Raw genomic sequence first — 21,028 nt, forward strand, 5'->3', positions numbered from 1 at the left:
CTGCAGCAAAGGCGCCTGTTAACGGCTTGATCCGGCGCTGACTAGCGGTTTGCTATCTGTTTGCCCCGGGGACCCACTGGACGTCCACTGCGCCATTGTCGTTCAGCACGCGGGCGAGGACGAAAAAGTAGTCCGATAGACGGTTGATATAGGCGATGGCTTGGGGATTGACCGGGTCAACATCCGCGAGCGCCGTTACCGAACGCTCCGCGCGGCGGACGACAGACCGGGCAATGTGAGCGCGCGCAGCAGCTTCTGTCCCGCCAGGCAGAATGAAGCTGGTAAGCGGCTTCAGCTTGGCATTCATGTCGTCGATCGCATTTTCGAGCCAATCGACTTGCGATGCGACTACGCGCAACACCATCTCGGTCGGCTCGAAATCCTCGCTGCCAAATTCGCCCAGCGGGGTCGCGAGATCGGCGCCGAGATCGAACAGATCGTTTTGAATGCGCGAAATCGATCGGTCATGGCCGCTGCCATGGAGCGAACCGGAAGCAAGCCCGATCACGCTGTTCGCCTCGTCCACATCACCAATAGCGGTGATCCGCGCCGAGTGTTTTTTCGCGCGCGAACCGTCAACCAGACCGGTTGTGCCATCGTCACCGGTGCGGGTGTAAATTTTGTTGAGCTTTACCATGGCTATAAATCCCCGCCTTAATTAGCGAGTGCCAGCAACACGCCGACCACCACAATGGCCAGCGCCTGATATTTGATCCGCGCGAACATCATCTTGTTCTGCATCAACTGCATATCGGAGGCGTCCTGGCTTTCGCCGGTTTCAAGATCGATCTTGGTGCTTTTCATAAAAGCGACGATCCCGCGGATGAGTGACACAAGCACCAAAACCATCAGAATAACGAGAGCGAGTATAAGGATATAGTTCATGGAAAGTATCTAGCCCTTCCTTAGCGACATTCCAATGGGAAAGCGGCCCAATCGAATATCGCTTGCAATCTTTGCACCATCCACGGCTGCTTCACGCAGGTCGGCAAGCGATGCGGAGCCGCGCCGTTTCGCGAGTTTCTTTCCTATTTCATCAAGCAACAAGGGGTGATGATGCCAACGCGGCACGGGCAGATCGAGCAAGGCCTGAAGCAGCCGGTGAATATGGGTTGCGGCAAACAGGTCCTGACCGCGCGTAACCAGCGTTACTCCGTCCGCTGCATCATCGATCGTCACCGCGAGGTGATAGCTGGCAGGCGCATCCTTGCGCATTATCAAGACATCACCAAGCCGCTCCGGAACGGCTACTTGCGGGCCCGCTAAGGCGTCAAACCAATCTAGCGGACCGACCGCCGCTTGAGCGCGCCCGATGTCGAGCCGCCATGCGACAGGCTGCGAGAGATCGACATCCTTGCCTTTGCATGTGCCGGGATAGATCGGACCTTCGGGTCCAAACTTTGTCGCAGCGGCTTTGATGTCGGCGCGGGTGCATTGGCAGGGGTACAGCAAGCCCGCTGACTTCAATCGCTCCGCAGCCGCTTCATAACCGGCCAAGCGGGTGGATTGCGCGGAGACCTCCTCCCACTCCAGCCCCAGCCATTCCAGATCAGCGCGGAAGCTCTCGGCCAGTTCAGGCCGGCTGCGCGCGCCGTCAATATCCTCGATCCGCAGCAAAAACTGGCCGCCAGCGTCTTTGGCCAGATCATGCGCGGTGATTGCCGACAAAGCGTGGCCGAGATGCAACGGACCATTGGGGCTCGGGGCAAAGCGCGTCACTATCACGTCCGTTCTCCTTCCGCTTGGCCGCATCAATTAAAAATGGCTGTGGATTCACACCCTGTAACAGGGTTGACGCTTTTTGGCGCAAATGCTCCTCTCATGTCCATCAGGAAGGAGCGGCCACATGTTTAAGGCTGAACTGATCGAGCAAGCGGCGCAATTCAAAAGCGCCAGTGGGGACGGAGACCGCAATCTCGCGGGTTGTCCGGCGCTCGTCCTGAATGCCGATTACACGCCGCTGTCTTACTATCCGCTCAGCCTGTGGCCGTGGCAGACCGCGATCAAGGCGGTGTTCCTCGACCGGGTTGATATTATCGAGTGTTACGACCGCGAAGTGCATTCGCCTTCGCTCGATATGAAGATTCCCTCGGTGATCGCGCTGCGCCAATATGTGAAGCAGAGCGAATTCCCGGCCTTCACCCGCTTCAACCTGTTCCTGCGTGACCGCTTCACCTGCCAATATTGCGGCAGCGAGGAGAATTTGACATTCGACCATGTGATCCCGCGCCGTCTGGGCGGGAAGACGACGTGGGAGAACATCGCCAGCGCCTGCGCACCGTGCAATATGAAGAAAGGCGGCCGCACACCCAAGCAAGCAGGCATGACGATGGTCAATCCGATCCGCCCGACCAGCTGGCAATTGCAACATATCGGCAAAGGCTTCCCGCCAAACTACCTCCACGAAACATGGCGCGATTGGCTCTATTGGGACATCGAGTTGGAGGGTTGAAATATGCCCTTTTTGTTCTCATCTCCATTTCAAAGGAGATAAGTAATGCGCGACATTTTTACAGCCAGTACTCAATATAACGACTTCAAGGGGACAGTAGCAGCAGACCGCTCTGACGGAGAATTGATTTCTGACTACTTGAACTCGAAAGGCTTGAGCGGCGAAAACGAGCGCGTTGTCGGATGGCGGCTTATCTTCAGCGAGAACTCCGGACAAGAAATCTCTCACCCCGGGTTGGTTGTTTATCTCGCGCCAGCCGAAGAAAATCCCAGTAGAATTCGGGCTGTCGAGCTTCAACTATCAAACGCAGAGTGGTTTAAGTATTTTAAGCGGTTTGATCTCGTTATGACCGTTAACGGTTCCGATTTCAGTGGTATAGAGATTGACGGGCCGCACTACGGTTAAACCTCTAGGTTACCGCCGCGCGCTCTTTGAATTCCGCCTGATCCCATTCACCCGCCTTGATGATCTCGACCAAAGCCTCAACCGCCATCGCTACATCTTCAAACGCCACATAAGCAGGCGCAAAGCCGAACCGCAGTATATCGGGATCACGGAAGTCGCCGATAATGCCGCGCGCGATCAGGGCTTGGCAGATTGCGTAAGCCTCTGGATGGCGGAAGGATATCTGGCTGCCGCGCTGCTCCGGATCAGTCGGGCTGACCAGCTCCAGATCGGGCAGACGGTCCGACAGCTCTTGCCGGAAGAACTCGCTCAGCGCGCGGGACTTCGCAATCAGCCGGTCGATACCGATTTCGGCGATCATATCAACGCCGACTTCCAGCGCGGACAGTCCCAAGATCGGCGGGGTTCCGGCGAGCAAGCGGTCGACACCCGGCGCGGGCGCGTAATCATCATCGAAAGCGAATGGCTGTGCATGGCCCATCCAGCCGGTCAGCGGTTGTTGCAGATCGCCATGGTGCTGCTCGGCGACATAGGCATAGGCGGGCGCGCCCGGTCCGCCATTGAAATATTTGTACCCGCAGCCCACCGCGAAATCGGCGTTACACTTGTTCAATTCGACCGGTAGCGCACCGCCGCTATGCGACAGGTCCCACAGCACCAGCGCGCCCGCGTCATGCGCAGCCTTGGTCAGTGCCGCCATGTCGAACATTGCGCCGGTCTTGTAATGCACATGGGTCAGCATCAGCAGGGCCACGTCGTCGTCCAAAGCATCAATCAAAGCATCGCGCTCGGCCAATTTGCGCGTCGCGAGACCCTGCGCTTCGAGCCCCTCTACCATGTAGATGTCGGTCGGGAAATTGCCGGGTTCGGACAGGATGGCTTTCCGGCCAGGACGCATATGCAGCGCCGCCGCAATCAGTTTTGACAGATTCACGCTGGTGGAATCGCAGGCAATCACTTCATGCGGCTGCGCGCCGATTAGCGGGGCAATTTTGCCGCCAACCCGCTGCGGCAGGTTGATCCAGTCAGCGCTGTTCCAACTACGGATCAGGCCCTCGCCCCATTCTTGCTCAACAACCTCAGCAATGCGCGCTTTCGTGGCTTTCGGCAGCGCGCCGAGCGAATTACCATCGAGGTAGATCACGCCCTCGGGCAGATCGAAGCGATCCCGATATGCGCGCAGCGCATCACCAGCGTCGAGTTGTTTGGCTTGGTCTAGGAGGCTCACGGCAGTTCCCTCAAAATCGCACGGATCGGCGAGGCATCGGCACCGACAATTGGCAGCGGCAGTGCAATCAGCTCATATCGCCCCTCGGGCACATCATCGAGAACCAACCCCTCCAAAATCCGCATATCGGCCGCGAGTACCGCCTTGTGCGCATCCATTGTCTTGGAGTTCTGGGGGTCGATGGATGGCGTGTCGATGCCCACCAGCGTCACACCCTGCACCGAAAGCCATTTGATCGTTTCAGCGGCAATCGCGGTGAAATCCTCTTCCCATTTATTATGCGGGAAAGTCTCGTAAGTCCGGAACAGCACGCGATCTGCGGAATCGATATGCGGCAAATCGCCGACATCAATTTCCGAGCCAACACCGCGCGCATCCACCACCAGGCATTCGCCAATATACGGCGTCAAATCGCTCGCCGCGCTGTCGAGTCCTGCTTCGTCATAATGCAGCGGAGCGTCGGCATGCGTGCCGCTATGCGTGGACATTGTGAGCTTGGAGACATTGACCGGTGAGCCATCGCCCATCGCCCAGGTGCCCTCATGTGCGAACTCGGTATCGCCGGGCCAGACAGGTAGGCCAGGCCGCAATTTCTGCGAAATGTCCCAGATTTTTCTATTCATATAGCCGTCCGGACTGACAGCAATTCGGGGAAGAAGGTCTGTTTCAGAACCGCTTCCAGATAGGGCACGCCCGCCGTGCCGCCGGTGCCTTTCTTGAAGCCGATAATCCGTTCGACCGTTTTCAAATGGCCGAACCGCCAGCGTTGGAAGTGATATTCCAGATCGACCAGCTTTTCGGCCAGTTCGTACAGATCCCAATGCTTGTTGGGGTGGCGGTAAACTTCGGCCCAAGCCGCTTCGACAGCCTCGGACGCGGTCCAGGGCAGATGCATTTCGCGCGCAAGTACTTCGCCCGGAATGTCGAACCCGCGCCGCGCGAGCAGGCGGACCGCTTCGTCATACAGGCTGGCGCGCTCCAATTCCGCATTCAGCTCCGCCGCCACATCGGGCGTTGCCTCATGCATCGTCACCATGTCGGGATTGCGGCCACCCAGCAGGAATTCCATCAGCCGGTATTGCGCCGACTGGAAACCGGAGGAGCTGCCCAAATGCGGGCGAACCAGCGAATAATCATGCGGGGTCATGGTCGAGAGCACATCCCAGCTTGAAATCAGCTGGTTCTGCGCCCGTGCCACTCGGGCCAACATTTTGAAAGCGGGGCTCAGCGTATCGGCGGCAATATGCTCGCGCGCTTCGACCAGTTCGTGCAGACACAGCTTCAGCCATAGCTCGCTTGCCTGATGAACGACGATAAAAAGCATCTCGTCATGCGCATCAGACGCTGGATGCTGTGCAGAGAGGATCTTCTGAAGATCCAGATAGCTCGAATAGGTAACGCTCTTGCTCATGCCTTTGGTCATAGGCGCGCTATAAGCACAAAGTGGTTGTATTTGAAACTATCTACGCTGTTCAACCATCGATCGTGCGCGCGGCAGGATGATGTTTGTCCAAGTGCTTCTTCACAATCCGTAAGTTGCGCGTGTTGGAGCGGAACAGGAAGTCGGCCGCATCACCGACCACCGGCACAGCGCCCAGCACCGCATCGAAACCAACATTGCCCATCATGCGCCAGATCTTCCATTTGGGCAGACCGAGATTCTTGGCTTCCCAAACAATATATGCACCCATCGCGGTCGTGACGATATCACCCAGGACCGGCACCAGACCGATAATCGAATCGAGCCCGATAGGGTAATTGACCCCGGGAATACGAAAGCTGCGCTCCAGCAATTGTTCCATTGCTTCGATACGCTTGCGGACAGCAACGGGATCGGTTCCTGTAGGCAGCTCGAAACCCATTGGCTGCGCCCGGCCCGTTGTTCGCCCCGTTGCTGGCCCCGTTGCTGGCCCCGTCTCTGCTCCCGATCCCATTCTTTCGGGGCGTAATAGCTCGGGCTGCTTGCGGTCACTATCGACCATAATGCTCTCCTTCCCCCTTTAATTGGGGCGTGACGCCATCGGGAACAAGGGATGAAGCCCCCAACTGTTCTCTACAAAACCATCGACGCCGCCGCGGATCAGTGACCACCGGACGGGTGCACCAATCGGAATATAGGCTTGCGAGGCCAGCAATTCCTGTTCCGCCTCGGCGAGGAGTTGCGCACTTAGCTGAGGGTTGGTCTCGGACATGGAATCGAGAACAAGCGCATCTGCCTCTGGCGAGCAAAGCCCAGCGTCGAGAGTACAGTTAAACTGGTTCAAAAACCATCGTTTGTCGGCATAGCGCGCAAGCGTGTCTATCAATACCAGATCAGCCCGTTCACTTGCGCCAACGCGTGTTAGAACAATCCCGATTGCGTCAAAATCGCTTTCGAGTTCGGTGAACAGGATATCCGATCCGGGGCTGTCAGGCAGAGACAGGGAAAGTGTAGCTTCAACCGATAGGTTTTGCGCACGCCAGGCAATCACCCTGCGCTTCGCTTCTGCGCGACGCTCTTCAAAGGACATGTCCGCCCAGCGTTCTGTCACTGCCGAAGCCGTGTTGGGCAGTTCAGCGGGGACTATCCGGGTTGTTGGTACCCAGCCGCCCAGATTGAACGGCTGCAGCAGGGTGTCACGATCAATGCCCATCGCCACCGCCTCCCGCAGCGGGGCATCGTCCAGAAATCCGCTGGAATTTGTGATCCGAAGACCAAACAACCCGAAGACACCATCCAGCCGTAAGGTTCCGCTGGACAAGGGCCCGGTTTCCACGAGCGCTAAATTCAGTAGGCTTCCATTGAACACGGCGTCAGCTTCACCGGCTTCGAACAGGGCAGCTGCCGAACCGGCAGACACGCTCACCACTTCGATCTGGCGAAAATCCTCCTGCCATTCTTCGCGTCTTGGCAAGCCGCGCCGTTCCGGAGGAAGAACCGAAAGCGTGATCGAGTCTTCGCCTTGCTCGATGGTCATCGGACCATTCCCGACACCGTCCTTGCGCAAGCCGAGTTCAGGCTGCGCTATCAACTGCAAAAATTGCGGCATCGGGCTCTTCAGGCGAAACTCAATGACTCGCCCGGTCATCGCGCGAATATCCGAAATAATGTCCAGATCGACACCGAGTGACGTGCCCTGCAACTGGTCGATGTTCCGCACGATTGACTGCACCGCATTCTGGCTGGTGATCGTCGTGCCATCGCTCCATTCCGAGTTTCGCAGGCGAAAAATATAGCTCAAGCCATCATCGGTAACGATCCATCGTTCCGCCATGGCGGGCACGACTTCACCTATTTCGTTCAGCGCCACCAGCCCTTCTGCAGTCGCTGATCGTATATGTTGCCCGGCAGGCGCGAGCCGGATCCCTGCACCTGGAATGTCGTCGGGAGAACCGATGAATGCGATCCGCGTCACATCATCGTCGAAACCATCACTGCATCCCGGTAGAGAAGCAGCAATCGCAAATGCGACAAGGGTCCGGGCGAGTGACGTCATTCATGCGCGGATAGCAGCTAATCCATGGAACGTCAGCGGGGAATGCGCCTGCAGGACGTTAGATGTTACGCAGTCTTTCCCGGTCGGCGAGCTTGTCGGGCGCAAGCATTCCAATCGGGCGTGTAAAGCGCGGCGCCACATGGTCGGTTGCGATTGTTTTGCCCCTTGCCAAGCCGGGATCAATTTCTTCGGAAAACGCGATGCCGAAACGTTCTTCCTGCACCCACGCGATTACGCCTTCGACCCAGCCGATATTGCGCAGTTGGATCGATACATTACTGCCGCGCACAACAGATGGTCCGCCTTCGGCCATCATACCGCCCGATGACAGATTGCGCACTTTCACACGGTGTTCGCCATCTTCGCCGTCCAGGCGGATTTCTGCCATCAGGAACAGGCTGTCTCGCGAGATGTTACGGGTGTCTACTCCAGACATAATTGCAGTCAGACCCTCTTCGTCAGTCGATACACAATCCTCGTAAGAGGAATTGCCATTTTCATAGCGGAAGAGTGGCTAACGAAGCTTTAATCTCGATCCCGAGAATTTCGCCGCGCTTGCGGCCAGCAAACTCAATCGTCGCGGGAAATCTTTTCACGCCGTTCGTGTGCTTCTTGTGCCTCGACAGTCATAGTCGCGACCGGGCGAGCCATCAGGCGTTTGAGGCCAATCGGATCGCCGGTGACTTCGCAATAGCCATATTCGCCTTCGTCAATCCTGCGCAGAGCAGAGTCGATTTTGGATATTAACTTGCGTTGGCGGTCACGGGTGCGAAGTTCGATACTCCAATCGGTTTCGCTTGAAGCGCGGTCATTCAGATCGGGCTCGCGGATCGGACCATCTTGCAACGACTGTAGAGTAACCGACGAAGCCGAATGAATCGACTTTTTCCATTCCAGCAAAAGCATCCGGAAATAGTCCAGCTGCTTTTTGTCCATATAGGGGTCACCCTCCGCCGGGACATAATCCGGCTCGAGTGATTTCTTCACTCGTTCAAGGACTTTAATATCGTCAGTCGACGCAGAGGTCATTGGGTCCAAAACTCCCGGATTAAGCCAGTACAACGCAATTCCAAGGCGAATGCCCCGCAAAAGCCGGATTTTTCCGGTCTCTTCATTCGACCATGTGGCGGGCCTATAGGCGGCACGTTTTCACGGCACAAGATGCAATCCAAGAAAGCCGCGCAGAAGGCGCCTCCGGTCACGCCATCAGCGACCCGGCCCGCGCCGAATTACCGGGAAATGCCAGCGGGCCGGTGATTTATTTACGCGGGCGTTAACCATTTGTTGACCATGTTCGGGTGAACCAAGGGTCATTGGCAAAAAGATCAGCCAGACGAATGGGGGAATAAAAATGCAATTCACTGCAATCGACGGCGGAAACGCCACTCCGGTAGATAGCAAAGCCGCCGACCTGTTGGTCGCAGAGTGCCTGGCCGCTGCATCGCAAGGCGAGGACATTGCCTATTTTGATCTGGGCGTAGCCTTTTCCACCGGCAGCCACGGTGCACCGTGCGATCTGATCGAAGCGCATAAATGGTTCAATCTGGCTGCCACCAAAGGGCATGAAGAAGCCGCCTGGTGCCGCGCCGACATTTCGGAAGAAATGACCGCTCGCGAAATCGCCGAGGCCCAGCGCCGCGCACGCGAATGGCTCCGTTCCGGACAGCGCAAAGCCGCCTAAGGCTTACCAGATCCGTCCTTTTTGAACGGCGTTCTTTCACCCAGATACATCTGGTCGACATCAATGCCCTCGCGCTCACGCTCGAGAAAATCGGATACTGCATCCCGGAAACCGGGATCAGCGATCCAGTGGGCCGACCACGTTTTGCATGGCTCATATCCGCGAGTCAGTTTGTGACCGCCTTGAGCTCCTGCCTCAACCCGCTCCAATCCGCGTTCAATCGCCGCGTCGATAGCTTGGTAATAACACAGCTCGAAATGCAGGAAACGCTTCTCGCGGCTGCACCCCCAATAGCGGCCATAGAGCGCGGTCCCACCGACGAAATTGAGCGCCCCGGCAATCGGCTCGCCCTCTTCCAGCGCCAATATCAACAAGACGCGATCACCCATTCGCTCGCCGAACAGTGTGAACGCTTCGCGCGTCAGATAGGGCTGGCCCCATTTGCGCGCACCGGTGTCCTGATAAAATTCCCAGAACGCATCCCAATGGGCCTCCGTGATCTGGGCGCCCGATAGATGGACAATATCCACGCCGTCTTGCGCGGCGGCCCGTTCCTTGCGAACTGCCTTGCGCTTGCGCGAGGCCAGCGCCGCCAGAAAGCCATCGAAAGACTGGTAATCGCGATTATACCAATGGAACTGGATATCGCTGCGAAGCATCCATCCGGCGTGCTCGAATAGCGGCAATTGGTCCGGCTCGATGAAAGTCGCATGGGCCGAGGAGAAGCCATTCCCGGCGCAGAGTTGTTCGGCAGCTCTCAGCAGCGCAACAGCGTATTTTTCGTCCGAATACAGCAGTCGCGGGCCCGTTGCGGGTGTGTGTGGCGCCGCGATCTGCACTTTGGGGTAATATTGGCCTCCAGCGCGCTGATAGGCGTCGGCCCAAGCGTTATCGAACACAAACTCGCCGCGGCTATTGCCTTTGAGGTAAGACGGCATTGCAGCCAGCAATTCACCATCTCCGCTTTCAATCACTATCGGCGCGCTCTGCCAACCGGTGCCGGGGCCGACGCTGCCCGATTCCTCCATGATTGTGAGGAAGTCGTACGACATGAAGGGATTATCGCTGCCTGCCAGAGCATCCCACTGGCCCCCGTCGAGAGCGCCGACCGATCCGGCGACTTTGGCCACCAACGGCTCCTCGCTCACGCCGCGCTTTCGAGTTCGGCGATCAACGCATCGGCGTGACGCAATCCGGTTTCGCGCAGCTCTTGCGTATTCACCGTCCATGTCAGCACAGGAATACCGCGCTTGCGCTGTGCTGCTGCAAACGGACTTGGCAAATCGCGCACATCATAGGCGAGAAAATCAGGCTTTGCGTGCCATAGCGCGGCGCGCCGTTCCCATTTGGCCTTGAGCGATTGCCGGCCCGCCTCTTTCACGACCAGTCCGCAAATCGTTTTGGGCGAGTTCTTGTGGAACCAGCTCGACACGCGCGGGTCGTAGCTCATCACTGCATATTTTCCGCGATACCCTTCAAGAGCGTGCTTCACAGCCAGACAGAGCGGAGTAATTCGCCTGTCGAAGGCGGATTTTAGCTCGATCAGGATCGGAACTTCGCCGCCAACCTGCTCGAGCAATCGGCCAAGCTGCGGAATCGCGTCATTCGATCCCGACAGAAGAATTTTCTCGATCTCCGCTGCGTTGCGCCGGTCAACCCGCCCGGTTTCATCGGTCAGCCGGTCCAGCTCCCAATCGTGAAACACCACCGCCTGACCATCGCGCGTGCGCTGGACATCGCATTCAATCCCTAGCCCGCGCCCGATAGCTTCTGCAAAAGCCGATGGCGAGTTTTCGGGCGTGCTATCCCCGTGCAGGCCGCGATGGGCATAGTCCCACTCGCTCAGCCAGCCGACCCTTTCCGGACCAGGCGCAGGTGCGCGCCATGTATCAAGCAGGGTGAAGAGCAATGATTGCATCCACCTCTACTGCGGCGTGGAGCGGTAGAACCGGCACACCGACTGCGCTGCGGGCATGGCGTCCGGACTCGCCAAACACATCGAACATCAGCTCTGACGCGCCATTGGCCACTTTGGGCTGATCGGAAAAACTGGAGGCCGAACTGACAAATGCGCCGAGTTTTACAATCCGCGCCACCCGGTCGAGCGGGATTTGGGCGTTTACCAATTGCGCGAGAATCATCAGACCGCACGCCCGCGCCGCTGCTGTGCCGCGTTCCAGACTGACATCTTCGCCCAATGTTCCGGTAACCAGAGTGCCATCAATGAACGGCAGTTGGCCGGAGATATAGGCCACATCATTATGCACCACGACCGGTACATAGCTCGCTACCGGGGCAGCTGCATTGGGCAGTGTGATACCCAATTCGCTCAAACGTGCGTCAATGCTCATACGGTTTCTCCATGCAGTTCTTTCTGGAGCCAGGGCAAGGCTTCAAACCAATTGTCGATCCGGGCGTGTGCATGCCCCGCTTCATGCGCACAATCGATCAGCGGTGCCAGCATCGGTTCGCCGCACAAATGAAGCCGCTTCACATCGGGCATGACTTCGGAAACCGATTCATGATGCTGCGGCAGATCGTCGATAAAGATCGCTCGCTCCGGCTGATATTCGGCAATGATATTGGCGAGCGCAGGCCCTTTCGGGCCCTGATTGGTGAACACGCGCGCATGCACGCCATGTTCGGCCAGTTGCTCCGCGCGCATTTGCTGGCGTGCATCGTTGAGATTGGTCAGAATCACGACATCAGCGTTTTCAGCAATGATGTTGATCCCGCTGATCGCACCTTCGATGGGTTTCTGCCGATACATTTCGGTGTCAAAAAACGAACCGAGCAGGCGCCAGATGTCTTTCTCTCCAACAAATTTGCCGCTGTCCTGCCACCGCATCGAATTGGCAAAATTATTGCCAGCCATGCGGAATTCGACGCCTTCATTTTCGGCCAGCCAGTCACGGAATGGCGCAACCATGTGGAGGAGAACCTCGTCGCAATCGGAGATCAGGAGAGGTCGGTTCATTGGGTCAGTCTTTCATGGGCGGCGATGATGTCTCGGGGTTGCACGTGCAAATCCTCCGACGCCGCGATCAGATCGGGTTCGTGGTTGATTAGAAATTCGAGTACGGCTGCCTGTACGCCCGTTTCGCCCAATCCGTCACGCAGCACATCCGGTGTCAGGCCGGTGAGCGACAACAACCGGTCGGCACGCGGCTGATCGCCCAGCACCCAGCCGAGCGCGGACAGCGCCAGAGTGCTGGCGCTACTCAGATCATCATTGCGATCAGGCGGGGAATTGCGGCGGTCTAGAATTGTAAGATTCCTGCTGGAGTCATAAGGCTGGAGTCATTGGGGCGTAAAGGGCAAGCAACAGGCCCGGTAGATATGGGGCCGTATGGCAGAGGCAATGGCAAAGAGAATACTGGTTGTCGAGGACAACGATCTAAACCGCAAATTGTTCTGCGATGTTCTGAAAGCGAACGGGTTTGAAGTGGAGCCGGTTGCCGATGGCGAATTGGCGCTGAATGCCGCGCGCGCCTTTGCACCCGATCTGGTGATTATGGACATTCAATTGCCCAACATATCAGGGCTCGATCTGATCGTCGCGTTCAAACAGGATGCCTCGCTGACAGATACGCCCATTCTCGCGGTTACTGCCTATGCCGGGAAAGGCGATGAAGACCGGATTCGCGATGCGGGCGCAAAAGACTATCTCTCCAAGCCGGTGTCGATCAGCCCGTTCATGGCTGCTGTGAAGAATCTACTCGAAGACTAGGCAGCCATGGCTTCTATCGCGAAGGAGATCACCGTTGCGAACAGGCCCACCACGAATATCCGGTACGCCAAAGCGAGAAACTTGTATTTGCGGCGCGCGAGCACCTGACCATTCTGATAGATGTCATGCATCATCGCGCGGAACACGGTTTCATCGGATTTGAGATCCTCCAGAACGTCTTCCGCCCAACTTTCTTCATCCATTCCGGCAAAGTGGCCGAAGAACAGCTTGTTGGGTGTGGTCACGCCCGGGTCAGGCTTTTTGACTGACGGCAAAACCGCCATCACCGCGCAGAGCGAGCTGAGAAACGAGAACGCCGCCAGTATTATCAGCGACGGGGGAATATCGCCCACAAATGACCGGCTGACCGACAGCGAAAATACCAGAAAGGTCGCCCCCATCAAAATCGACGCTTTCTGATCCGCCATCTGCGACAAGGTCAGCGTGTTGAGCTGCGCAGTCCGCATCATATGCACGGCATGCGCTGAATATGCCGGCTTGGCAGGCGTCGTGTTTATCTTGGTGGCCTCCGCCGGAGGTTTGGCTTTGTTGGCATTCGCAGACATAAATTCGTATCCCCGACGACGATTTCAGAAGCAGATGCAGACTTGCCAGCGCACCTAACGCTTGACAAGCAGGGGTTTCAGCCGCTTTTCCGCCCCATTCAGGTGGCAAGCGCCTCGCTGAACAACAAATGTGATTGGAAATACCCAAATGGACCGTGCCGAAGTCGACAGCAAAATCCGTGAACTGATTGGCCCCTTCAACAAAAAGGGCGTCGATATTCAGGACAGCACAACTTTCGTCGGCGACTTCGAGTTCGACAGCCTGACGGTGATGGATTTCGTCGCCGAGATCGAAGATGAATTCGACATCATCATCAGCATGAACCAACAGGCCGAGATCGAGAACTTCGGCCAGCTCGTCGACGCCGTAACCAAGCTGCAGGACTGAACCGATGAGCGAAGGTATATCCCAGCCGGACAAGCCGGAAGCGCATGACGGCGGCACAGCCGATCTGTTCAGCAAATTCGATGACATCATCGCAATGCGCGAAGGACTGCTCGCGACCGGCGTCGAGGATCCGTTCAATCTGGTGATGGAGAAAGTGCTCTCCCCGACGCGCGCTATCTGCAATGGCCGCGACACGATCCTGCTCGGCACGTACAATTATATGGGCATGACGTTCGACCCCGATGTGGTCGATGCAGGCAAGCAGGCCCTGGCTGATTTCGGCACGGGCACCACCGGAAGCCGCGTTCTCAACGGTACCTACCAAGGTCACAAGGAATGCGAAGATGCGTTGCGCGAGTTCTACGACATGGACCACGCGATGGTCTTCTCGACCGGGTATCTCGCCAATCTCGGGATCATTTCGACCATTGCTGGCAAGGGCGATTACATCATTCTCGACATCGATTCTCACGCCAGTATCTGGGACGGCTGCGCCATGGGCAATGCCGAGGTGGTGCCCTTCAAACATAACGACATCGAAGCGATGGAGAAACGGCTGAAGCGTGTGCCCGAAGGGGCAGGCAAGCTCGTTATCCTCGAAGGCGTCTATTCGATGATGGGCGATGTCGCACCGCTCAAAGAGATGGTCGCGATTGCCAAGAAATACGGTGCGATGGTGCTGGTCGACGAAGCCCACTCGATGGGCTTTATTGGCGAGAACGGCCGGGGCGTGGTCGAAGATGTCGGCGTGATCGATGATGTCGATTTCATCATCGGCACATTCTCCAAGAGCGTCGGCACCGTCGGCGGTTTCTGTGTTTCGAACCACCCGAAATTCGAGATTATGCGGCTGGTCTGCCGGCCCTATGTGTTTACCGCCTCGCTCCCGCCGAGCGTTGTGGCAACTGCGGCCACCAGCATTCGCAAATTGCAGCATGCGGGCAACAAACGCGGGCATCTGTGGGAGAATTCACGGCACTTGCACAAGGGCCTCACCGATCTCGGCTTCCAGCTGGGAACAGACGAATGTCAAAGCGCCATCGTGGCTGTGATCATGCCCGATCTGGAGCGCGGTGCCGCCATGTGGGAAGCGCTTTTGAAAGAGGGCCTCTATGTCAATCTGGCCCGTCCGCCAGCAACGCCAGCGAATATGACTCTGCTCCGCTGCTCGCTCTGCGCGGAGCATAGCGATGAAGAAGTCGGCACAATTCTCGGGATGTTCGAGCGGGCTGGTAAGGCGACGGGAATTATCTCCTAGACAACCCAAATACTTAGGCCCAGAAAGTAAACCACATTACGCAGGGGTCTTAATGTTAAAAAAAACGCTCATTCCGTGTCGTGTGGCACCAATTCCCGCCGCGTTGGCAGCGCTTTTGCTGGGTTCTTGTGGTGGTGGTGGAGGAGAAGGAGGGGCCCCATCGACGCCGAGCCCAAGTCCTGTAGTAACGGCTCCCCGTTTTACGTCGGTGGGGGCGGCATCCGTCGCTGAGAATACGGCCGATACATTCTATACCGCAACCGCGACTGACCCGCAGGGCGATCCAATTAGCTTTGCGGTGATTTCTGGACCCGATGCCGATAAATTTGTGATCGATGGGAGCGGCGCGCTGCGCTTCAATACGCCACCTAATTTCGACCTGCCAACGGACTCCGATCTAAACAACATTTACGTGGTAGGTTTACGCGCAACGGCTGGCGGAGAGACTGCAAATCTGTCGCTAAGCGTTACTATAACAAATGATCGTGAAGGTATTGCGGTCAGAAGAATCGCGACCGGCTTTGTTGATCCGGTAGATTTTTCGTTTGTTCACGACACACCAGAACTGTTGGTAGCAGAGCGTTCTGGTCGTGTCCTTCGCTTTGATCCCTCCGACGGTTCCGTGACCGAAGACACTTTCATTCGCGACAACAAAATATCAGGCGAAATACTTGCGATTGCCTACGCGTTTCCCGGCCGGCAATTTCAGGAAGGTACCTATATTGTTACCCATAGCGATCAGGCAGGGCTGTATTTGCAGGGATTTAACGGTGAAAACGGCAGAAAGGGTTTCAGCCGTTTAGGCGATCCGTCGGCGCAACCGGGATCCGCGTCGCTCATTGCACAGAACGAGCTTTATGGGGCTATCGGAAATCCGGGGGGCGACGCCGCGCAGAACACGTCTTCAGCATACGGTAAATTGCTGCGCGCGGGGATATTCAATGTTTTCGGTGGTGCCAGCATACCCCCTCCCGGTCGCCTGATCGTTGGGGCACAGATAATCGGTGACGGAATTCAGAATCCGAGTGGTTTCACACCCGCGGCGGATTTTCTTTATTTGGCGGACCAAGGGTCGACAGTTGAGCATGAGCTCACGATCTTTCGACGTGACTGGCGACCGCTCGACTTTGGCTGGCCCTTTTATGAGGGCACACAAGCGAGCAGCACAAATCCACCAGCCATGATAAACGGGCCAACACTTGCTTACGATTTTGGACAAGCAAACAAGCAGGGAACAGGAATCGTCGCCGGTCTACTAAATAACGCAAATTTCTTTGAGGCTCTGGGATCTACATATGTTTTTGCCGATACCAATGGCATCATTTGGTCAATACCCTACAGTACGCTGATTGACGGCTTTTTGCATCGTGCAAACGAGTTTGAAGTAAGGACCGAGGATTTTGAGCCAGATGTCGGCAGTATCGATTCGCCGGTTGCTTTCGCTAGAGGGTCTGCAGGCGACCACTTTTATATACTTGACAGTGACGGTGAGATTTTCAGAGTCGAACCGGCTAGCTAGCTGGACTGGTAGGCGGTTTCGACATGGTTAGGGCGTCAACCTCGGTTCCCTCTTTGAACAGTGGCCACGCCAATTGCTGGCCCAGCGTCGCTCTGGGCAGGTTCTCTACGCCGTAGCTTTCTGGGTAAGTCCGGGTGATTTTCGCGGTGCCGAACAGCACGTCCCAGAAGAACAGAAGATTGCCGAAATTGCCTTTGTATTGGACTGCCGGATCGCTGGCGTGGCGGCCGTGATGGGCGTGATGCGTCGCGGGCGTGGAGATCGTACGTTCGACCACCCACATGACGGGTGAGAGCCAGGATATTTTGTAGAGCGGCTTATCCCAGGCGACATCCGAATGGGCGCCGGTGATGACCAGCAATTTGACTACGATATACCCCGCATAGACCCAGCCGAGGCCAAGATAAATCAGCACGCCGGAGAACCACAGGCCGGGCATCATCATGTAATAAAAGAGATTATTTCTATAAACGAGCCGGATGCTCATATACCGGGCATTGTGATGGGCGCGGTGGAGATTGTACAGCCACGCATAAGAATGCGACGCGCGGTGCCAGAAATATTGCGTCAGATCGTCGAATATCAGGAAGAGCGCGATCGCAGCTATTATATTTATGCCTGCGAGCGCGCCCTCCCATTGCGGCGCGATGACCCCCATCAGCGCAGCCGCAGAAAACAAAATGGCAGGTTGTGTGAGCGCAAGCAGCACACCCGTGCTCACCACTTCGACAATCCCGTCATCGCGGGTTTGCTCTTCCTTGCGCAGCAGATTCGAGCGCCACAGTTCCAGCAAAGCGAAGCCGAAATAGATTGCGAGAATCACGATTGTCGAAGTGGGCATTGCCTGTTCTCCTCTTGTGACGAGAAGTTTTAGGCGCTAGTTCTGGCGATGAATGTCAAATAGTTTACAATCTTCCTCGCAGCTGAGATCACTGGTTGTTCCGACGCTGTTTCGGGAGCTCGACGAAGATGTCCGCAAGCGTCTGCTTGCCGGTGCGCCGCGGCGGTCGTTTGCCGATGGCAAGATCATCCAGCAACGCGGCGATGACGCGATTGGGTTCTGGGTTATCGAGACGGGCCAGGTCAAGATCGGTCAATTCCGGCTGGATGGCGAGTTTCGCGCGATTGCCCTGCTGTCCGATGGCGATTCCTATGGAGAGCTGGCGCTGTTTGCCGCCAACCGGCGCGTGGTTGATGCGGTCGCGGAGGGGCCGGTGGAACTGCGCTGGATCGAGGCGCAATCGTTCGAGCGGGAGATCAAATCCGATCCCGATACGATGCGGCGTTTGGTCGGGAATTTGGCGGCGCAGCTGCAGGAAGTGCTCGACCTTGTTGCGGGCTTGGGGAAGAATTCCAGTCTTTCGCGAGTGGCCTCGGTGCTCGCTAATCTGGCGCCCAAGTCAGGCGGTTCCGCGACAATCGCCCTGGGCCAGCAGGAGCTGGGCGAGCTGACCGGCCTGACGCGCGCCACGGTCAACAAATGTCTTTCGATCCTGGAGGCGCGCGGCGCACTCAAACGGCACTATGGGCGGATCGAGGTTCTCGACAGGAAACAGCTGAGACTGGCTGCAATGGGCTGAAACTGAAACTAGTCGCCCGGAACCACCTCGGTTGCTGCCTCGCATTTATCCTGCACTTCTTCGCTTCCCCCGCTGAATGATGTCAGTGCGAGGAAGCCGCCGACCACCAGAATGACGAACACCGCCGTTACAGTGCCAAGATATTTGTCGATGATCCGCTTGATCGGCGCACCGAACAGGCGGAACAGGATGCCCACCGTCATAAAGATCATCGCGCGCGCGGCGAGGCTGGCGAGAATGAAGGGCACCAGCGCCATTTCAACGAAGCCTGCGGTGATAGTCAGCAGTTTGAACGGAACGGGAGTGGCGCCGGCGATCAAGATCGCCTCGACATCATACTCGCGCAAATAACATGCGGCGACAGGGAAACTCTCGCTAAGCCCGAGCAGCGAAATCAGCTGCGCCCCGACAGTATCGTAGAGCCCCCAGCCGATTGCATAGCCCAGCAATGCGCCCGCCACCGATGACAGCGTAGCCACTAGCGCGAAGCGAATAGCCTTCTTCGGTTCGGCCAAGCACATCAGACCGAGCAGCGGATGCGGCGGGATCGGGAAAAACGAGGATTCGATGAAACAGAAAAACGCCAGCCACCACACGGCATGCGGATGGGCCGCTTTGTCCATCGTCCAATCGTAAAGCGCGCGCAGTAATTTCATCATCGTGCCCGCGCTTTAGGGAACGGTGGTAGGCGCGGCAATGAGAGAATAGTGGTTTGTTTCTGACCCTCAGTCGCCGAGTTCGAGTCTTTTTGTTCGGCGATTTTGTACTTTACAAACCCAGCCTTATCAGCTATAAAATAGGGGTAAGAAGCAATAAGCAATGTCGGTACTTTCCAGCCCCCATTTTCACGATGAAGCCAAGGCGTTTGAGTACCTTGAACGCATAGTGTGGGCGAATGGCGTCACCTGTCCGCATTGTGGTGTAGTTGATGGTCGCGTGTATGATCTATCAGGCGTTCGGTCCAAACCTTCTAAGAAGCATCCAGAGGGCAAAGTTCGGCATGGTCTGAAAAAATGTGGCGAATGTCGCAAGCAGTTTACCGTCAAAATCGGGACTGTTTTTGAGCACGCGCGCCTACCGCTTACCAAGATGTTGCAGGCCGTTCACCTGATAGTGTCGAGCAAAAAGGGCATTAGCGCGCATCAGCTTAGTCGCGTCCTCGAAGTCCAGTATAAGAGTGCGTGGTTCCTCGCGCACCGTATTCGTGAAGCTATGCGCTCCGACAATTTACCTCCAATGGTCGGTAACGGTGGCGCTGTCGAAGTGGACGAGACTTTCATCGGCAACCTGAAGGGCAAACCGACCAAGCGTGCTTTCCATCACAAAATGAAGGTTCTGGCGCTTATCGACCGTGATAGCCGTCAGGCCCGCACTATGGTGATTAAGAACGTTCGCCCTGAAACTATTATGCCGCTGGTTGTCAAAAACGTCGCGCGTGAAGCTACGCTAATGACCGATAAACACTGGGCATACAATTCGGCGCTAGAGCACTTTCCGGCCACGGTCGCACGGTCCACAACAAGGGGCAGTACGTGGACCTCGAAAACCGCGAAATCCATAGCAACACTGTCGAGGGCTATTTTAGCATCTTCAAGCGCGGTATGAAGGGCGTTTATCAGCATTGTGGTGAGCAGCATTTGCACCGCTATCTGGCGGAGTTCGAGTTTCGCTATAACAACCGCGTTGCGAACGGCTTCGATGATCGTGCTCGTTCCGTCGCGGCGGTGAAGGGCATTGTCGGTAAGCGGATTACGTACCAACAACCTGACCGCCAACACGCCGCCCGAGGGCAGGCATAAAAGGCGGAATCAGCGGTGGCGAACCAAGCGCTAAGCGGCCCGATATTGTGGGCGATGTATCTGCCTGTCGCGCACTTCGCTTGGCATCTTTAGCCCCTTGGAAGCGACTAGCAGTTCAGTGCCGACCCTTTTGGTCTGCACAGAATAGTTGACGTCAAAACCGAACTGCCGCCTCGCTTTGTAGAGGTGAGAAATTTCAGGTGCGTTGTCGTAAGTCAGTATCCAAGGTCGCCCTAATCGGAGGACCGCTTGGCTAACCGCTAAGTGGTCCTCAGGATTGTAGAAGCTGGTATATAGGCTTCGACCCTTGTTGTAGTACGGTGGATCGATGCAATAAAATGCCCGTTCAGGCAGGGTTTCGTCCATCCGATCCATAAACTCCAGTGCATCCAACTGGTGCAGGTGAATGCGAGAGCGATACTTCGCGATCCGCTTGATCCGTTTGGCCAAACCAAGTCGATTGAACCGGCAGTCCATTTTGTAATTGCCCTGCTGTTCCAAACCACCGATCACACCAGCACCTTTCACGATGCCCGAACGGTTTGTCCGGTTTAGAAAGAACGTGGCGAAGCCGACTGTGAGGTCATCGTAATCGTCGGCGTTCTGGTAGATATCGCGCTGGCGGAACCAGCTCTCCATATCAATCGGCGTGGTCTCAATGAGACTAACCAAGTCATCAGTCGCATTGAGAGTGCTATCCCAAAACGCCCAAATTGACCTATCATAGTCATTCAAGTGGATGTCGATTACATGGCCTTCAAATAGCAACGTAAGCGCCAATCCTGCCCCACCCGCATAGGGTTCGGCATAGTGGCCCCGCTGTAGCTTATTGAGCCGCAAAATGTGCGCAGTGAGGTCGTACAGGCAGGACTTTCCGCCTGGATATCGAAGGGGTGAATGTGAACGAGCCATAGCCAGTTAAAGCATTTACGGCCGAACGGCCACA

General features: G+C 56.6%; 27 protein-coding genes and 1 pseudogene. 9 read left to right on the forward strand and 19 right to left on the reverse strand.

From position 1 onward, the window contains the following. Positions 1-52: 52 nt before the first annotated feature. From GRI35_RS00835 to gluQRS, 3 genes are read right to left on the reverse strand one after another with little or no spacing between them, the layout of a single operon-like run. A complete protein-coding gene (locus GRI35_RS00835; RefSeq protein ID WP_160612270.1) occupies positions 53-637 on the reverse strand; it encodes a cob(I)yrinic acid a,c-diamide adenosyltransferase in 585 nt (194 codons plus the stop codon). 17 nt (positions 638-654) lie between these two features. Then, positions 655-885, reverse strand: a complete 231-nt coding sequence (locus GRI35_RS00840; protein ID WP_160612271.1) for an HIG1 domain-containing protein — start codon at positions 883-885, stop codon at positions 655-657. 9 nt (positions 886-894) lie between these two features. After that, complete coding sequence (gene gluQRS / locus GRI35_RS00845; RefSeq protein ID WP_160612272.1) at positions 895-1,725, reverse strand: tRNA glutamyl-Q(34) synthetase GluQRS; 831 nt, start codon at positions 1,723-1,725, stop codon at positions 895-897. Between the two features lie 121 nt (positions 1,726-1,846). Between gluQRS and GRI35_RS00850 the strand changes: the two genes are divergently transcribed. Both GRI35_RS00850 and GRI35_RS00855 read left to right on the forward strand, forming a co-directional pair. After that, entirely contained in the window at positions 1,847-2,452 is a 606-nt protein-coding gene (locus GRI35_RS00850; protein WP_160612273.1) for an HNH endonuclease, read from the forward strand. A gap of 45 nt (positions 2,453-2,497) precedes the next feature. Continuing rightward, entirely contained in the window at positions 2,498-2,857 is a 360-nt protein-coding gene (locus GRI35_RS00855) for a hypothetical protein (RefSeq protein ID WP_160612274.1), read from the forward strand. 4 nt (positions 2,858-2,861) lie between these two features. Here GRI35_RS00855 and kynU read toward each other — a convergent pair whose 3' ends face one another. The 7 genes from kynU to dksA all read right to left on the reverse strand — a co-directional run bounded on the left by kynU (position 2,862) and on the right by dksA (position 8,590). After that, positions 2,862-4,085, reverse strand: a complete 1,224-nt coding sequence (gene kynU / locus GRI35_RS00860) for a kynureninase (RefSeq protein WP_160612275.1) — start codon at positions 4,083-4,085, stop codon at positions 2,862-2,864. After that, the gene (gene kynB / locus GRI35_RS00865; protein WP_160612276.1) at positions 4,082-4,708 is read right to left on the reverse strand and encodes an arylformamidase; all 627 of its coding nucleotides are present in this window, start codon (positions 4,706-4,708) and stop codon (positions 4,082-4,084) included. The genes kynU and kynB overlap by 4 nt, the downstream gene beginning before the upstream one ends. Then, positions 4,705-5,496 (reverse strand): tryptophan 2,3-dioxygenase, encoded by a 792-nt coding sequence (locus GRI35_RS00870; RefSeq protein WP_160612277.1) that lies wholly within the window; start codon positions 5,494-5,496, stop codon positions 4,705-4,707. Before GRI35_RS00870 ends, kynB begins: the two co-directional genes overlap by 4 nt. Positions 5,497-5,557: 61 nt before the next feature. Then, positions 5,558-5,947, reverse strand: coding sequence for a DUF4112 domain-containing protein (locus tag GRI35_RS00875; protein WP_160614670.1), 390 nt, complete (start codon positions 5,945-5,947; stop codon positions 5,558-5,560). A gap of 138 nt (positions 5,948-6,085) precedes the next feature. Continuing rightward, entirely contained in the window at positions 6,086-7,561 is a 1,476-nt protein-coding gene (locus tag GRI35_RS00880) for an ABC transporter substrate-binding protein (RefSeq protein ID WP_235900086.1), read from the reverse strand. Between the two features lie 58 nt (positions 7,562-7,619). Continuing rightward, a complete protein-coding gene (locus GRI35_RS00885) occupies positions 7,620-7,997 on the reverse strand; it encodes a PilZ domain-containing protein (protein WP_160612278.1) in 378 nt (125 codons plus the stop codon). Positions 7,998-8,131: 134 nt separating this feature from the next. Beyond that, entirely contained in the window at positions 8,132-8,590 is a 459-nt protein-coding gene (dksA, locus tag GRI35_RS00890) for an RNA polymerase-binding protein DksA (RefSeq protein WP_160612279.1), read from the reverse strand. A 322-nt stretch (positions 8,591-8,912) separates the two neighbouring features. On the opposite strand from dksA, the gene GRI35_RS00895 reads away from it, so the two are divergent. Beyond that, a complete protein-coding gene (locus tag GRI35_RS00895) occupies positions 8,913-9,242 on the forward strand; it encodes a sel1 repeat family protein (RefSeq protein WP_160612280.1) in 330 nt (109 codons plus the stop codon). Here GRI35_RS00895 and GRI35_RS00900 read toward each other — a convergent pair. The 5 genes from GRI35_RS00900 to GRI35_RS00920 are packed head-to-tail and all read right to left on the reverse strand — an operon-like array spanning position 9,239 to position 12,467. Beyond that, the gene (locus GRI35_RS00900) at positions 9,239-10,372 is read right to left on the reverse strand and encodes a GNAT family N-acetyltransferase (RefSeq protein ID WP_328598420.1); all 1,134 of its coding nucleotides are present in this window, start codon (positions 10,370-10,372) and stop codon (positions 9,239-9,241) included. The genes GRI35_RS00895 and GRI35_RS00900 overlap by 4 nt on opposite strands. Before the next feature lie 14 nt (positions 10,373-10,386). Further along, the gene (locus tag GRI35_RS00905; protein ID WP_160612282.1) at positions 10,387-11,160 is read right to left on the reverse strand and encodes a glycerophosphodiester phosphodiesterase family protein; all 774 of its coding nucleotides are present in this window, start codon (positions 11,158-11,160) and stop codon (positions 10,387-10,389) included. Beyond that, the gene (locus GRI35_RS00910) at positions 11,132-11,593 is read right to left on the reverse strand and encodes a RidA family protein (RefSeq protein ID WP_160612283.1); all 462 of its coding nucleotides are present in this window, start codon (positions 11,591-11,593) and stop codon (positions 11,132-11,134) included. The genes GRI35_RS00905 and GRI35_RS00910 overlap by 29 nt, the downstream gene beginning before the upstream one ends. Continuing rightward, positions 11,590-12,219 (reverse strand): HAD family hydrolase, encoded by a 630-nt coding sequence (locus GRI35_RS00915; RefSeq protein WP_160612284.1) that lies wholly within the window; start codon positions 12,217-12,219, stop codon positions 11,590-11,592. Before GRI35_RS00915 ends, GRI35_RS00910 begins: the two co-directional genes overlap by 4 nt. After that, positions 12,216-12,467, reverse strand: a complete 252-nt coding sequence (locus GRI35_RS00920) for a DUF3572 domain-containing protein (protein WP_235900239.1) — start codon at positions 12,465-12,467, stop codon at positions 12,216-12,218. The genes GRI35_RS00915 and GRI35_RS00920 overlap by 4 nt, the downstream gene beginning before the upstream one ends. Before the next feature lie 136 nt (positions 12,468-12,603). Between GRI35_RS00920 and GRI35_RS00925 the strand changes: the two genes are divergently transcribed. Continuing rightward, entirely contained in the window at positions 12,604-12,972 is a 369-nt protein-coding gene (locus GRI35_RS00925) for a response regulator (RefSeq protein WP_160612285.1), read from the forward strand. Here GRI35_RS00925 and GRI35_RS00930 read toward each other — a convergent pair. Next, positions 12,969-13,538 (reverse strand): Pycsar system effector family protein, encoded by a 570-nt coding sequence (locus GRI35_RS00930; RefSeq protein ID WP_235900087.1) that lies wholly within the window; start codon positions 13,536-13,538, stop codon positions 12,969-12,971. The two genes, GRI35_RS00925 and GRI35_RS00930, sit on opposite strands and share 4 nt — an antisense overlap. A 148-nt stretch (positions 13,539-13,686) precedes the next feature. Between GRI35_RS00930 and GRI35_RS00935 the strand changes: the two genes are divergently transcribed. Genes GRI35_RS00935 through GRI35_RS00945 form a run of 3 tightly spaced genes read left to right on the forward strand, consistent with a single transcriptional unit; the run spans position 13,687 to position 16,703 of the window. Next, positions 13,687-13,926: an acyl carrier protein gene (locus GRI35_RS00935; protein WP_160612286.1), complete on the forward strand. Its 240-nt coding sequence runs from the start codon at positions 13,687-13,689 to the stop codon at positions 13,924-13,926. A gap of 4 nt (positions 13,927-13,930) precedes the next feature. Continuing rightward, complete coding sequence (spt, locus tag GRI35_RS00940; protein WP_160612287.1) at positions 13,931-15,184, forward strand: serine palmitoyltransferase; 1,254 nt, start codon at positions 13,931-13,933, stop codon at positions 15,182-15,184. Between the two features lie 52 nt (positions 15,185-15,236). Further along, on the forward strand, positions 15,237-16,703 hold the full coding sequence (locus GRI35_RS00945; RefSeq protein ID WP_160612288.1) for a cadherin repeat domain-containing protein: 1,467 nt from the start codon (positions 15,237-15,239) through the stop codon (positions 16,701-16,703). Here the strand turns inward: GRI35_RS00945 and GRI35_RS00950 are convergent. Beyond that, positions 16,696-17,544 carry a sterol desaturase family protein gene (locus tag GRI35_RS00950; RefSeq protein ID WP_160612289.1) on the reverse strand — a complete coding sequence of 283 codons (849 nt, stop codon included), beginning with the start codon at positions 17,542-17,544 and terminating at the stop codon, positions 16,696-16,698. The two genes, GRI35_RS00945 and GRI35_RS00950, sit on opposite strands and share 8 nt — an antisense overlap. A 52-nt stretch (positions 17,545-17,596) precedes the next feature. Between GRI35_RS00950 and GRI35_RS00955 the strand changes: the two genes are divergently transcribed. Then, positions 17,597-18,283 (forward strand): Crp/Fnr family transcriptional regulator, encoded by a 687-nt coding sequence (locus GRI35_RS00955; RefSeq protein ID WP_160612290.1) that lies wholly within the window; start codon positions 17,597-17,599, stop codon positions 18,281-18,283. An 8-nt stretch (positions 18,284-18,291) separates the two neighbouring features. Here GRI35_RS00955 and GRI35_RS00960 read toward each other — a convergent pair whose 3' ends face one another. After that, positions 18,292-18,942: a YqaA family protein gene (locus GRI35_RS00960; protein WP_160612291.1), complete on the reverse strand. Its 651-nt coding sequence runs from the start codon at positions 18,940-18,942 to the stop codon at positions 18,292-18,294. Positions 18,943-19,102: 160 nt separating this feature from the next. Between GRI35_RS00960 and GRI35_RS00965 the strand changes: the two are divergent. Further along, positions 19,103-20,082 (forward strand): annotated as a pseudogene (locus GRI35_RS00965) (IS1595 family transposase). A 30-nt stretch (positions 20,083-20,112) separates the two neighbouring features. Here GRI35_RS00965 and GRI35_RS00970 read toward each other — a convergent pair. Continuing rightward, positions 20,113-20,994 carry a DNA adenine methylase gene (locus GRI35_RS00970; protein ID WP_160612292.1) on the reverse strand — a complete coding sequence of 294 codons (882 nt, stop codon included), beginning with the start codon at positions 20,992-20,994 and terminating at the stop codon, positions 20,113-20,115. Between the last annotated feature and the right edge of the window lie 34 nt (positions 20,995-21,028).

The sequence above is a fragment of the Pontixanthobacter aestiaquae genome, assembly GCF_009827455.1.
GTDB classification, from domain to species: domain Bacteria; phylum Pseudomonadota; class Alphaproteobacteria; order Sphingomonadales; family Sphingomonadaceae; genus Pontixanthobacter; species Pontixanthobacter aestiaquae.